Genomic DNA, 14,186 nt, shown 5'->3' on the forward strand with positions numbered 1-14,186 from the left:
AACAGCGAGATAACAGCCGTGCGTTATATCAGCACCCGTGGGCAAGCCCCCGCACTGAACTTTGAAGAAGTTGTCCTAACCGGACTGGCCACCGATGGTGGCCTGTATGTCCCGGAAACTTATCCACAGATGAGCAAGGATGAAATTGCAGCGCTGGCCGGATTGCCTTATCACGAAGTAGCTTTTCGTGTGATGCTTCCTTACATCGGCAACTGCATTGATGAAGACACCTTCCGGCAGATGCTGAAAGACACCTATGCGGCTTTCAGTCATGATGCTGTGGCTCCGCTGAAACAACTGGACAGCAACCACTTCCTGCTGGAGTTGTTCCACGGGCCAACTCTGGCGTTTAAAGATATTGCCCTGCAACTGCTGGGTCGTTTGCTGGATCATTTCCTCGGTAAGCGCGGTGAACGCGGTGTGATTATGGGTGCCACCTCCGGTGATACCGGATCGGCTGCCATTGAAGGCTGCAAACCCTGCCAGCATGTGGATATTTTTATTCTGCATCCACACCAGCGGGTTTCTGAAGTACAGCGCCGCCAGATGACCAGTGTAATTGCTGACAATGTGCATAACATTGCGGTGCAAGGTGATTTTGATGATTGCCAGGCGATGGTCAAAGCCAGTTTTGGTGATCAGAGTTTTCTGGGTGGGCAGCGCCTGATTGCGGTTAACTCAATCAACTGGGCACGCATCATGGCTCAGATTGTTTATTATTTCACCAGTGCTGTAGCCGTGGGTGCACCTCACCGTGAGGTGTCTTTCAGTGTGCCTTCAGCCAACTTCGGTGATGTGTTTGCCGGTTATGTTGCGCGCAAAATGGGACTGCCCATCAAGCAATTGATTGTAGCAACCAATGCCAACGACATTTTGCATCGTACCTTGCATGACAATGATTTCAGCAAAAAAACGCTGCTGCCAACCTTGGCACCTTCAATGGATATTGTGGTGTCCTCAAACTTTGAGCGCCTGCTGTTTGATCTGTATCAGCAGGATGGCAAGGCGGTAGCAAGCTTGCTGGAAAACTTCCAGAAGGGTGCAACCCAGCTGGATGCCGCAGCCTGGAGCAAGGCAAAAGAGATTTTTGCCAGTCTGGCGGTGGATGATGCCACTATTCTGAAAGTGATTGCTGATGCTTACAAACGCACCGGTGAACTGCTTGATCCGCATACTGCAACGGGTTATCTGGCTACCGAACAGTGTGCCACTGATCCGGCTGTACCAGTGATTACACTGGCAACGGCTCATCCGGCCAAGTTTGAAGAGGCAGTAATCAAAGCCGGTTTTGCGCAGGGTGCAGCTCTGCCACCTCACATGAGTGATCTGCTGCAAAGGCAGGAGCGTTACACGGTATTGCCTGCCGATTTACAGGCAATACAGAACCATGTGGCGGCTGAGCAAAGTCGTGCAGGGCGCTGATCTTGAGGTGTGTTCCCCTACTGTTGATTGCAAAGTTTGATCGTGGCTGAGCTGAATAGAGAACACCGCAAGGTGATTGAACGCCCACTGAATCGGGCTGTTTATCAGCAGGCGCTGGCAGAAGGAGTGCATCCACTGCTGGCACGGATTCTGGCTGGCAGGTTGGACTCTGGGGTGGTTTCTGTCAGCGCTTTGATTAATCCTGGCCTGCAGCAACTGGCTAATCCAGAGCTGCTGGCCGATATTCAGCCTGCAGTGAAACGCTTGCAGCAAGCATTACAAGAGCAGCAACAGATTGGCATTCTGACCGATTATGATGTGGATGGTATTACCTCCCACGTGGTGATTTACCGTACCCTGACTGAATATCTGGGTGTAGCACCTGCCCGTATCAGTAGCCTGATCGGACACCGGATGCAGGATGGTTACGGTGTCAGTGACTCACTGGTGAATCGTATCCTGTCGAACTCACCCAGACCTCAGCTGATTATCACGGCCGACTGTGGCTCCTCTGATGAAGCACGGATTGCCCGGTTAAAAGCAGCGGGTATTGATGTGCTGGTCACCGATCACCATGCTTTACCCAAAGAAGGCCCACCCCCTTCGGCTTTTGCCGTGATTAACCCCACACGGGATGATTGTGCTTACCCAGATAAAACACTGGCCGGTTGTGCTGTGGCTTGGCTGTTGATGTCGGCATTGCGTAATGCTTGTGTAACCTCCGGGTGGGTGCCTGCCACCACACCCAAACTTTCAGCGCTCTTGCCCTTTGTTGCTCTGGGTACAGTGGCAGACTGTGTATCTCTGGGAGCCAGTGCCATCAACCGGGCGCTGGTGCGGGTTGGGCTGGAGCTGATGAATGCCTCCACAGCACCCTGCTGGGAAGCTTTCCGCCAGCTGATGGGCAGCAATCATCAGGCATTTACCGCCACCACTCTGGGGTTTCAGCTGGGGCCACGTATCAATGCTCGCTCGCGTATGGCTGATCCTTATGCAGCGCTGCACTTTTTGCTGGCAGAACAAATCGAAGCAGCCAGTTACCAGTTGCAGTTGCTGGATAGTGATAATCAAGATCGCCGTCTTGTCGAAAAAGAAATGGTACACAGTGCCATGGCGGCAGCAGAGCAGCAGGTTGCTGCCGGTCTGCAGAGTCTGGTGGCTTATGTTGAAGATGGGCATTCAGGTGTGCAGGGGATAGTTGCTTCACGACTGGTAGAACAACATGGTCGCCCCACCGTGGTATTAACCCCTGCCGCAGATGAGGGCCAGCTTTCAGCTTCGGCGCGTAGTGTGCCGGGTATCCATATTCGTGATGCTCTGCAGCGAGTGGATGATTACCATCCCGGTCTGCTGGTCAGGTTTGGTGGGCATCAGGGTGCAGCAGGGCTGACTCTCTGGAAAGACAAACTGGTCATTTTTCAGCAGGCTTTTGAGCGGGCAATCTGTGTTCAGCTGGGTGATCGCCGTTTAAGCCCCTGCATTTATACCGATGGTGAGCTGGGTGCTGGATTGCTGAGTCTGGATACCCTGAACCTGATACAAACCCTGGAGCCTTTTGGTCGGGAGTTTGATGCACCGCTGTTTGCTGGTGTGTTCCGGGTGGATAGCCTGAGGGTGGTGGGTGCTGACCCGGTTCACCTATTGTTGCAGTTATCAGTGGACGGTGATGGGCAGATGCACAAGGGAATCTGGTTTCGTGCTCTGCCACATGCCGGTGCTGAACTACCTTTTCAGGCCGGTGATCTGATCCGTATTGCCTACCAACTGGAAGAAAATATCTTCCGAGATCGGCGCTCACTGCAGCTTAATATCAGCCAAGCAGCAGTTGTGGTTACTTGAGGCAGTCCTTAAAGTAGATGTTACGAAAATCGCGCCAGCCTTCTCTGCCATCGGTTTCCATGTAGAGTTTTACCATGCGGCAGTAGTCTTCATCACGATGCCCTTCACGCAGTTTCATGGCTTCCGGATTGAGCATAAAACTCTTGAAAAACATGTAGGCCACCACAGCAAAGGCAATGATAAACAATACAGCGGCAACCAAGGCAATGGATTTGTTTTTTTCTTCCTGAGACGATTGCATCATAATTGGTATCTCCCAAAAGACTAACCCCATAGCTTGCCTGATTATCGCATCAAACAGCGTGTTTTTTTGTTAACCTTGTCCCGCTTCTGGCAGGTTGGGCTCCAAATGCAGGCAGGCTTGTCTGGCGGTACGGGCAAAACTGATCTGGTGGTTGCTGCGAATACCGGCTCTACGTAATTTCAGGATCAAACGTGGATTAAGGCCAATAAAGGTGATTTTTTTATCATCCAGTGCCAGCTGTCGTATGGCTGCATCCAGTGAATCAATCGCAGTGATATCCAGTGAGGGCACCTGATGCATATCCACAAAAACGGCCTCAATACCGGAATCTACCTGAGACAAGCGTCCCAGTGCCTTTTCAGCGGCACCAAAAAACAGTGGTCCGGCAATACTGATATAGGCAACACCCTGAGGTAATTTCAGCTCGCTGTGTTCTTCCTCTGTCAGGGTGCGTGCCTCGGTCAGCTGCGCCATCCGCCCCATGAACAACAATGAAGCCAGCACAATACCCACACCTACCGCCAGCACCATATCAAACATCACCGTCAGGCTAAAGCAGGTCATCAATACCAGCAGATCACTGCGCGGGGCAACCTTGATCATGCGCAGCACGTGATGGGATTCACTCATGTTCCAGGCCACAATCAACAAAAGTCCGGCCAGTGCCGCCATGGGCAAATAAGATAACCAGTCAGCAAAAATCAGGATACAGGCCAGCACCATAATGGCATGAAAAAAGGCTGCAAAGGGTGAGCGTCCACCGGCTCGGATATTGGCAGCAGTCCGCGCCAGAGCACCGGTTGCTGTGATACCACCAAAAAAGGGTGCCACCAGATTCCCCAGCCCCTGACCAACCAGCTCTGCATTCGGATCATGCTTGCCACCGGCCAGTGAATCACCTACCACTGCGCAGAGCAGTGATTCAATGGCGCCCAGGATGGCAATGGTGAAGGCTGCAGGTAGCAGTGCCGTGATCAGATCCCAGCTCAGACCAATCGGCTCACCATCCGCACCGGGCATTAACCAGGGGAAAATAAAAGACGGTGCCACGGGTGGAATCCCGCGCCCACTTTCTTCTCCCAGTGTCCAGCTGAACTGGTCACCCAGCAGTATGGATTCAAATCCCGGTAACCAGCGGCTACCCAGCAATGCCAGTGCTGTACCCAGCAGTAAAGCGGGTAAATGACCGGGAATCGGTGTTTTTAATCTTGGCCACAGAATCAACGTGAGTAGTGTGACCGCACCCACCACAAAATCCCCCCAGCTGATGGCGGGCAGGTAGTGAATAAAATCCAGAATCTTGACAAAAAAGTGTGCGGTATTGTCCATCTCGGACAAACCAAACAGATCCTTAAGTTGCAAACTGGCAATCACCAGTGCAATGCCGGCAGTAAAACCCAGGGTGACGGGTGCCGGAATAAACTGGATCAACCGCCCGAGTTTAAGCAACCCCATGGTCACCAGAATGACACCAGCCATCAGTGTGGCGAGCAATAATCCGCCCAGCCCGTATTGAGTGGTTACTGGCAGCAGAATCACCACAAAAGCCGCGGTAGGGCCGCTGACAGCAAAGCGTGAGCCGCCGCTTAAGGCAATCACCGCACCGGCCACTATGGCGGTATAAAGACCGTACTGAGGTGGCACACCACTGGCAATCGCCAGCGCCATGGCTAAAGGAACCGCAATGATACCCAGCGTGATGCCTGCCATCAGATCGGCACGTAAATCGCTGAGACTGTAACCCTGACGCAGGGTTTCCTTGACTGCAGATGCAAAGGGTAAGGACATGATAATCCTGAAGGTCGGTACAGAGTGGTGTTGTTATTTTGTGGATCAGATTAAGGATTGTACCCGGTCTTGTCACTTCGACCAAGGGGTGACCCATGGGTCAGAGTGCTGGATCAATAATGCCGTTCAGTGATGCGTTGCAGCGGAACCACCCGGCAATACTGGCGCGTTCTGTCTGGGTAGGCAGCACTTCATGGGGTAGTTCTTCGGATAAAAAACACACCAAAGTGCCGCTGCGGGGTGGTACATCCATGATGGGTTGTCCGGTATGCGGATGAAAAATCCGCATGGCACCCGCATCCATCTGCTGCCAGTCAGGGTTCAGATACAACACAGTGGTGACTTTACGGTTGCTGCGGCCACGAAAACTGTCGAGGTGTTGCTGATAAAAAGCACCGGGTGGATAGAGGGCGTAGTGGCATTCGTATTCAAACAATCCCAGAAACAGCTCACGGTTCAGGGTGTCTTTTAATTCCCGCATGATGGTGAGATAAGCGGCCTGTGCCGGAGTGCTGCCATCCAACCAGTGGGTGTAATCGCCGCGAATTTTTGTATCCTGCAGGTGTTCCTGCCCACGTCCGATACCTGCGGGGGTCAGCAGTGACTGGGCACGTAACTGCTGCAAATCCTCCAGCAGTTGTTGGCACAAGGCTTCCGGCAGGTAGTTTTCTGCCACAAACCAGTGTTGATCCACCAGACCATCCAGCAGGCTGTCAAAGGGAATAACAATCGGAGCAGCGTCAGCCGTTTCAACCAGATCGGGTCTGGGTGGGGCTGTTTCAGCAACTTCAAACGCCAGTTCAAGCAGTGAATCAGACATGAGTGCATCCCTGATAATACAAAGCGCCATTTTCTTGCTGAATCTTCAACAAGTACAGTAAAAAAAGCGGCAGATAGATGGGAAGGGTCACAGGCGCTTGAGCCGCAGCCTGCCAGTGTTTATGCTGGGCTGACTTTTTGCCTGCTGCCTTGCTCCGGGGATACTCCATGACCTTGCCACAACCCGATTTGTCACTCCTGCCACCCTCCCTTCATGCTGTGGCACAACAAGCCTTTAGTCGGTTGCAAGCACCTGTTCCGCCGGATTTACTGGCAGGTTTGACCCGCCTGCTGGTCAGCAGTGATTATGCCACCGACCTGTTGGCTGCCGATTCAACCCTGCTGTCTGATCTGCTGGCGCAAGGGCGACTGGATCAACCCATGAAGCTGGGTGACTACCACCAGTGGTGCCAGTCTTTGCTGCAGGATGCTGAAGGCAAACCGCCGGTTGATGAAGACTCACTGCATCGGCGGTTACGCCGTTTTCGTCGTCTGGTGATGTTGCGACTGTTATGGCGGGATGCCCAGCAGGCGGGGCGACCAACAGGTGTCTGGCAAACCTCGGCTGAGATCAGTGCACTGGCCGATGTCACGGTTGAAGCCGCATTAAGCTGGCTGGAGCAACACTATGCCGAAGCCTGGGGGCTGCCCTATCCGCGTGGTACCACAGCAGCACAGCAAGAATCCGGTGAGGTGCAACCACTACGCCTGGTGGTGCTGGGTATGGGTAAGCTGGGTGCCAATGAGTTGAACCTGTCATCCGACATCGACCTGATTTTTGCTTTTGCCAAACAGGGTGAAACCCTGGGTGGGCGGCGCAGTTTTGATAATCAGGAGTATTTTATCCGGCTGGGACAAAAACTGATTACTGCGCTGGATAAAAGCACCGCTGAAGGTTTTGTGTTTCGTGTGGACATGCGCCTGCGCCCTTATGGTGATGCTGGTGCGCTGGCGCTGAGTTTTAATGCCTTGCTGGAATATTATCAGGATCAGGGGCGCGATTGGGAGCGTTACGCCATGATCAAGGCACGGGTGATGGCTGGTGATCGGGAGGCTGGAGAACAGCTGCTGAGTGAGCTGCGTCCCTTTGTGTATCGGCGTTATCTGGATTTCAGTGCCATTGAATCCCTACGCGCCATGAAAGCCATGATCAACCGCGAGGTGCGGCGTAAAAATCTGGGTGACAACATCAAGCTGGGTTCCGGTGGTATCCGTGAGGTGGAATTTATCACTCAGGTGTTTCAGCTGATTCGTGGCGGGCGAGATACCGAACTGCAGGAACGATCCATTCGTAAGGTGTTGCCGGTGATTGCCGGACTGGGATTGATGCCACAACAGGCAGCCGATGAACTGCTGGAGTGTTATGCCTTTTTGCGCGATTTGGAACATGCCCTGCAAGGGTTGGCAGATCGTCAAACCCAGATACTGCCGGAAGATGAAACATCACAACAGCGAGTAGCATTTCGTTGTGGTTTTGATGGTTGGCAACAACTGGTGGAGCGGCTGAATCAGATCCGCGAACGGGTACGCCAGCATTTTGATGCAGTGATTGCCGACCCAGAAGAACAGCCCGGTGATGAGATGGATGACGGGCTGGCCTGTTTGTGGAGTGATGAACTGGATCACCAGCAGGCTGAAGAATTGTTGCAGCAGGCGGGCTTTAATCAGGCAAAACAAAGTTGGAACCTGCTGAATTCATTACATCAAGGGCGGGCAGTAGCCAGTATGCAGCAGGTCGGGCGTGAGCGTCTGGATCAACTGATGCCCTTGTTATTACGAGCAGTCAGTGAAACCACTCAGCCGGATCTGGCATTGGAGCGTACTCTTTGGTTGATAGAAGCCGTACTACGCCGAACCGCTTATCTGTTGCTGTTGACTGAAAATCCCCAGGCATTAAAACAACTGGTGCAGATGTGTGCGGTCAGCCCTTGGCTGGCGGAGCAGCTGGCAAAAATGCCGATCCTGCTGGATGAGTTGCTCAGCCCGGAAACCCTCTATTCACCTGCCGACAAAAGCCGCCTTCAAGATGAACTGCGTCAGCACCTCAGCCGGATTCCTGAGGATGACGTGGAAGCCCTGATGGAGGCACTGCGTTATTTTCGTCATGCCAATGTACTGCGGGTGGCGGCCTCCGATATTGTGGCGCGTCGCCACCTGATGAAAGTCAGTGATTACCTGACTTTTATTGCCGAGGTGCTGCTGGAGCAGGTGCTGCACCAAAGCTGGAAAGACCTGACGCGGCGTTATGGTTATCCGGTACTGGCCAATGGTGAAAAAGCCGATCCGGGTTTTATTATTGTTGGTTATGGCAAAATGGGCGGTATCGAACTGGGGTATGGCTCAGATCTGGATCTGGTGTTTGTCCATGATGGTCATCCCACCCAGGGCAGTGACGGTGAAAAATCCCTCGACAGCATCACCTGGTACAGCCGTCTGGGGCAGCGCATCATCCACTTTTTGTCAGCGGTGACGCCTTCGGGTCAGTTGTATGAGGTGGACATGCGTTTACGTCCTTCCGGCAACTCCGGTTTGCTGGTCAGCAGTTTAAAAGCCTTTGGTGAATACCAGCAAAAACAGGCCTGGACCTGGGAGCATCAGGCGCTGGTGCGGGCGCGGGTCATCTGTGGTGATGCAGAGCTGACAGCCCGTTTTAATCAGCTGCGGGCAAAAATTCTCGGTCAGCAGCGGGATCTGCAAAAGCTGCAAGATGACGTGGTACAGATGCGTATAAAAATGCGCGACAATCTGGGCTCGAAAAAAACCGCAGCTGATGAATTTCACATCAAGCAGGATGCCGGTGGCATTGTGGATATCGAGTTTATTGTGCAGTACTGCGTGCTGGCCTACAGCCATGCTCACCCGGCATTGTTGGAGTTTACTGATAACATGCGCATTCTGGATGCATTGGCAGCCACAGAGGTTTTACCTGCATCACAGGTTGAGCAGTTACAGCAGGCCTATCTGGCTTATCGCGGCGCGGCACATCACGCCGCGCTGGAAAAAGCCGGCACTTGTGTGGCAGCAGAACCCTGGGCAGAACACCGCCAGCAGGTGACACAAATCTGGCAGGCTATTTTTGGCACCCAAATTTAAACATCAGGATCATCAAACAGGCTGGGGATAACACATGGGACATTTTCGTCGCCCGCAAGGCGGTCGGCAGCTGGTGGTGATGCCCGGAACCGCCCAGAAAAACCTGCTGGCACAAGCCATGCTGGCGGATTTACGGCAACAGCATCCGGCACGTCCGCTCGATGTGATGACACCAACTGGGCTGGCGGGACTGGTCAGCCGTTTTGTGCAGGTGGATCAAACCCTGAATCTGCCAGAACCGAATATGGGATGGAGACTCTACTGGCGCGCCGGTATTGAAATGCAGGGCAAGAACTACAGCCATGCCTGGGTATTGCCGGATCGTTTTAAACCCGCTTTGATCCCGGCTTTGGCCAATGTACCTGAGCGCACGGGTTATCGGGGTAAATACCGTTATTCCCTGTTGATTGATATTCGCTTGCCGCGCAAGGATCTGCATCCACATCCGGCGGATCGTTACCGCGCACTGGCCTGGGATATCGGTGAGCCTCTGCCAGCCATCAAGCCACTGGGCATGAAGGTGGATAGTGAGGCTCAGCAAGAGTTATTAGAGCAGCATCAGCTGACGCTGGACAAGCCTGTACTGGCCTGGTGTCCGGGGAGTTTGCACGTTCTGGAGCCAGCACGTCACCGGATTGATCCTGTGCAGCAGCAGTCTTTTTTATTACAGGCGCTGGAGCAGGGCTGGCAAATCTGGCTGTTTGGCTCACGCCATGAGCAGCTGGAAATTGAACACCTGTTGTCACAAATGGATGCTCGCTTAAAATCGCAGCTGGTGAATTTTGTCGGTCAACTCAGCTGGGAGCAGGTGGTGGATCTTTTGTCGCTGGCGCAACTGCAAGTGGGACAGGATAACCCGCTGGCGCTGCTGGGTTGTGCTTGTGGCGTGTCGGTTTATCTGCCGGTGCAAGGTGAGTTGCCGGAGCGCACTCAGGGGTTGGCTCCACACCTGGGTGCAGAGTGGATTCAGCTGGATCAGCTGGAGCAAAAACTCGGTGAACTATAAAGATGTGCCTATGCTGCACTGCAGCTTAGCCCTTGGTATTAAGCCTGCCCCGTATAAAAATGGACAGATTTTCTGTAAAATCCCCTGTTGTAAAATTACTAGCTAACCCATTTACACGTTTCAAGCGTATAACTCCAGCGGTACACGCGACCAAAAGTTGCGTCAGCGTCAGCAAGAGTTGTCGATCATACAACTAAGGAATCGGGGAACAAAATGACAACACCAAAGATTGTTTACACCTTTACAGACGAAGCACCTGCACTGGCGACTTTTTCTCTTCTGCCCGTCGTCAGCACCTTTGCCAAGGTTGCCGGCATTGAAGTGGAAACCAGTGATATCTCCGTAGCCGCACGTATTTTGTCCGGTTTTTCTGATCGCCTGAAAGAGGAACAGCGTGTACCGGATACTCTGGAACAGCTGGGTGAGCTGGCCAAACATCCCGATGCCAATATCATCAAATTACCAAACATCAGTGCCTCTATTCCTCAGTTAAAAGCAGCCATCACCGAACTGCAGTCCAAGGGCTACGACATCCCCGACTACCCAGACGAAGCCACCACTGAAGAAGAAAAAGAAATCCAGGCGCGTTATTCCAAAGTGCTGGGCTCTGCGGTAAACCCAGTATTACGTCAGGGTAACTCTGACCGTCGTGCACCACCTGCTGTTAAAGCTTTTGCCCGCAAATTCCCGCACTCCATGGGTAAGTGGAGCAAGGCCTCCCGCTCACACGCTGACTACATGCGTGAAGGTGATTTCTTCTCCAGCGAACAGTCCATCACCATGGATAAGGCCGATGAAGTCCGTATCGAATTTGTGAACCAGGCAGGCAAGGTTGAAGTTAAAAAGAGCCTGAAACTGCAGGAAGGTGAAGTGCTGGACGCTATGTGTATGAGCTCCAAAGCACTGGATGCCTTTTTTGAGCGCACCCTGCAGGAATGTAAAGAAGACGGAGTGATGTGGTCGCTGCACGTTAAAGCCACCATGATGAAAGTCTCCCACCCGATTGTATTCGGTCACGCGGTACGGGTGTTCTTCCGTGAAGTGTTTGAAAAATACGGCGAGCTGTTCGATAAGCTGGGCGTAAACCCCAACAACGGTATGGCCAGTGTTTATGACAAGATCAAAACCTTGCCACAGTCTCAGCAGGATGAAATCGAAGAAGCCATCCACGCTTGTTACGAACACCGTCCTGAAATGGCGATGGTTGATTCCGTTAAAGGCATCACCAACCTGCACATCCCCAGCGACGTTATTGTTGATGCCTCCATGCCTGCCATGATCCGTACCTCCGGTCAAATGTGGGGTCGTGACGGCAAGCAGAAAGATGTTAAAGCGGTTATGCCTGAGTCTACCTACGCTCGCATCTATCAGGAAATGATCAACTTCTGCAAAACCAACGGTGCCTTTGATCCGACCACGATCGGTTCTGTGCCCAATGTTGGCCTGATGGCAATGAAAGCTGAAGAATACGGCTCACACGACAAAACTTTCGAAATGAATGAAGACGGTGTGATGCGTGTGGTCAAGTCCGATGGCAGCGTGCTGATGCAGCACAATGTTGAGAAAGGCGACATCTGGCGCGCATGCCAAACCAAAGACGCTGCAGTGCGTGACTGGGTTAAACTGGCTGTTAACCGTGCCCGTCAATCCGATACTACTGCCATTTTTTGGCTGGATGCAGAACGCGCCCACGACCGTGAGCTGCGCAAGAAAGTTGAAGTTTACCTGAAAGAACATGACATCAGCGGTCTGGACATTCGTGTGATGGGTTACAACCGTGCCATTCGTACCTCCATGGAGCGTATGATTCGCGGTAAAGATACCATCTCGGTTACTGGTAACGTACTGCGTGATTACCTGACCGACCTCTTCCCAATCATGGAGCTGGGTACTTCTGCCAAAATGCTGTCCATCGTACCCATGCTGGCTGGTGGCGGCATGTACGAAACTGGCGCAGGCGGTTCTGCACCCAAACACGTTCAGCAAGTCCTGCAGGAAAACCACCTGCGCTGGGATTCGCTGGGTGAATTCTTGGCGATTGCTGTATCGCTGGAAGAGTTGGGTCAGAAAAATGACAACAAAACCGCCAAGGTACTGGGACAGGCGCTGGACAAGGCTACTGGAACTCTGCTGGAAAACAACAAATCACCTTCACGTAAAGTGGGTGAGCTGGATAACCGTGGCAGCCACTTCTACCTGACTCTTTACTGGTCACAAGAACTGGCCGCACAACAGGATGACCCAGCACTGGCTGCCAAGTTTGCGCCACTGGCAAAAACTCTGGCAGAAAAAGAGCAGCAGATTCTGGAAGAGCTGAGCAAAGTACAAGGCCAGCCTGCAGATCTGGGTGGTTATTACCAGTTGGATCTGGCCAAGGCCAACGCCGTTATGCGCCCCAGCGCCACCTTCAACCAGGCATTGGAAAGCGTTAAATAATCCAGTCGGTTGAGATGTAAAAAACCCCGAAGTACCGCAAGGTGCTTCGGGGTTTTGTTTTCAGGGCTGCTGCATTATTCGTAATGGCTCCAGAGCCGGAGAATCTTGATCACCTTCTCATTCTCAAGCACCTGGTAAACCAAGCGATGCTGAATATTGATTCGACGAGAATAAGCCCCTGATAGATCACCAATGAGCTTCTCAAACGGAGGTGGCTTGCTGTAAGGATCTCTTGCAATCAAGGTGAGCAACTCCTGAGCGTTTTTCTTCAGGCCGCTGGAAGCCAGTTTCTTTGCATCCTTCTGGGCTTGTTTGGTGTAAACCAACTTCCAGGTCACCAGTCCAGTTCCTCATTGCACTGATCAACAGTTGTTGCCATTCCATCACGAATAGACTCACGCATACCGGGTATTGAGAGCAGGTAAAGTGTTTCCTGAATAGCAGCCCAATCTTCTTCAGCCACCAAGACGGCTTTATTCCGCTTGCCCATAATAACAATCGGCTGGTGGGACTCAGCCGTTTCATCAATCAACCGGTAAAGGTTGCTGCGTGCTTCGGTAGCGGTAATTCCAGCCATGACACACCTCTTGCATGGTTAACTTATAACCAATTGTACGCAATCATGGACGTACGTCAAGGTGTGCGCTTTGTGGGGCGCTGCATTCAGCGGTTTATCGGCTGCAATTCTTTGATAGCTCAGTCTTTTAATACACCATCTTTTTGCGTGGGTTTTACTCTGGCTGAGCCAGATAACTTAAGATTCTCTTTCGTAGACACAATCCTCAAAACAGCCATTTTTCTATGGTAATCATAAAATTTTTCAGAAAGATCGCTATCAGAAAAATAATCCCTCGAATTTTTATGTTCGTACTCTATTTTTGAAATATCAATATCATTTGAAACAATAAAGCTTTTTACAATAACAGAGAAAGTGAGCGGAGCCTTATGATCTACTTGGCATTCTTCCCACTCGACTACATCCCCTGTCAAAGCACATTGAACAGGACGGTTTTTAAACTGATCGATCTTGAATTTTCTAACTCTGTCGTGAACTGAAAACCTGCAAGCTCTTGAGAATGTCTGAATATCTGTTGGGAGTCCATTGATTGCCATTCTATAACTAAAAATATCTTTTATTCTTTTTCCATCAACATCACCAAAGAAATAAAAACATTTTGTTGTTCTGAAATCTGGGTGGCGATCAACCATGACTCCTTGAAGTTTTCTCGATGGGATTTCATCGCCATTTTTATAGAAATCAGCCACCATTTCTTCGGCAATCTCTGCGACTTCTTCAGAAGTGCCCTCTTCCTTAAAACCAAGCGCTATTAAACTCTTTGCATCTTCATCGGATAAATTTTCACCAAAACCATAGCGGTCAATGATCTGCTTATAAAATGAAAGCGCAGCTTTTTTTGAGGGAAATGTCTTATTGCCAACTGTTATTGAAAAGCGGCTCAAAGCCCTACTCCTTTTTGAAAACTACATTTAGCAAAATCCGCGTAAACCCTCGCCCAATCGGGCGGGGATATAAGCGGG

General features: G+C 51.7%; 11 protein-coding genes. 5 read left to right on the forward strand and 6 right to left on the reverse strand.

Translation table 11 applies throughout. The features are described 5' to 3' along the window. Positions 1-18 precede the first annotated feature (18 nt). A complete protein-coding gene (gene thrC / locus IBX50_RS03805; protein WP_292253430.1) occupies positions 19-1,422 on the forward strand; it encodes a threonine synthase in 1,404 nt (467 codons plus the stop codon). A gap of 42 nt (positions 1,423-1,464) precedes the next feature. Further along, entirely contained in the window at positions 1,465-3,261 is a 1,797-nt protein-coding gene (recJ, locus tag IBX50_RS03810) for a single-stranded-DNA-specific exonuclease RecJ (protein WP_292253432.1), read from the forward strand. On the opposite strand, the gene IBX50_RS03815 is transcribed toward recJ, so the two are convergent. The 3 genes from IBX50_RS03815 to IBX50_RS03825 all read right to left on the reverse strand — a co-directional run bounded on the left by IBX50_RS03815 (position 3,254) and on the right by IBX50_RS03825 (position 6,113). Further along, positions 3,254-3,505, reverse strand: coding sequence for a hypothetical protein (locus tag IBX50_RS03815; RefSeq protein ID WP_292253435.1), 252 nt, complete (start codon positions 3,503-3,505; stop codon positions 3,254-3,256). The genes recJ and IBX50_RS03815 overlap by 8 nt on opposite strands. A 69-nt stretch (positions 3,506-3,574) precedes the next feature. Beyond that, positions 3,575-5,293: a C4-dicarboxylic acid transporter DauA gene (dauA, locus tag IBX50_RS03820; RefSeq protein WP_292253437.1), complete on the reverse strand. Its 1,719-nt coding sequence runs from the start codon at positions 5,291-5,293 to the stop codon at positions 3,575-3,577. A 100-nt stretch (positions 5,294-5,393) separates the two neighbouring features. Beyond that, a complete protein-coding gene (locus IBX50_RS03825; protein ID WP_292253439.1) occupies positions 5,394-6,113 on the reverse strand; it encodes a 2OG-Fe(II) oxygenase in 720 nt (239 codons plus the stop codon). 167 nt (positions 6,114-6,280) lie between these two features. Between IBX50_RS03825 and glnE the strand changes: the two genes are divergently transcribed. The 3 genes from glnE to IBX50_RS03840 all read left to right on the forward strand — a co-directional run bounded on the left by glnE (position 6,281) and on the right by IBX50_RS03840 (position 12,647). Continuing rightward, a complete protein-coding gene (gene glnE / locus IBX50_RS03830; protein ID WP_292253440.1) occupies positions 6,281-9,205 on the forward strand; it encodes a bifunctional [glutamate--ammonia ligase]-adenylyl-L-tyrosine phosphorylase/[glutamate--ammonia-ligase] adenylyltransferase in 2,925 nt (974 codons plus the stop codon). Between the two features lie 34 nt (positions 9,206-9,239). Beyond that, entirely contained in the window at positions 9,240-10,211 is a 972-nt protein-coding gene (gene waaF / locus IBX50_RS03835; protein ID WP_292253442.1) for a lipopolysaccharide heptosyltransferase II, read from the forward strand. 213 nt (positions 10,212-10,424) lie between these two features. After that, on the forward strand, positions 10,425-12,647 hold the full coding sequence (locus IBX50_RS03840) for an NADP-dependent isocitrate dehydrogenase (protein ID WP_292253444.1): 2,223 nt from the start codon (positions 10,425-10,427) through the stop codon (positions 12,645-12,647). A 74-nt stretch (positions 12,648-12,721) separates the two neighbouring features. On the opposite strand, the gene IBX50_RS03845 is transcribed toward IBX50_RS03840, so the two are convergent. The 3 genes from IBX50_RS03845 to IBX50_RS03855 form a co-directional block, all read right to left on the reverse strand. Then, positions 12,722-12,985, reverse strand: coding sequence for a Txe/YoeB family addiction module toxin (locus tag IBX50_RS03845; RefSeq protein WP_292253446.1), 264 nt, complete (start codon positions 12,983-12,985; stop codon positions 12,722-12,724). Beyond that, positions 12,982-13,224, reverse strand: a complete 243-nt coding sequence (locus IBX50_RS03850; protein WP_292253448.1) for a type II toxin-antitoxin system Phd/YefM family antitoxin — start codon at positions 13,222-13,224, stop codon at positions 12,982-12,984. The genes IBX50_RS03845 and IBX50_RS03850 overlap by 4 nt, the downstream gene beginning before the upstream one ends. A 119-nt stretch (positions 13,225-13,343) precedes the next feature. Beyond that, positions 13,344-14,108 (reverse strand): DUF3223 domain-containing protein, encoded by a 765-nt coding sequence (locus IBX50_RS03855; RefSeq protein WP_292253451.1) that lies wholly within the window; start codon positions 14,106-14,108, stop codon positions 13,344-13,346. Positions 14,109-14,186 lie beyond the last annotated feature (78 nt).

This window comes from Marinospirillum sp., from assembly GCF_014859565.1.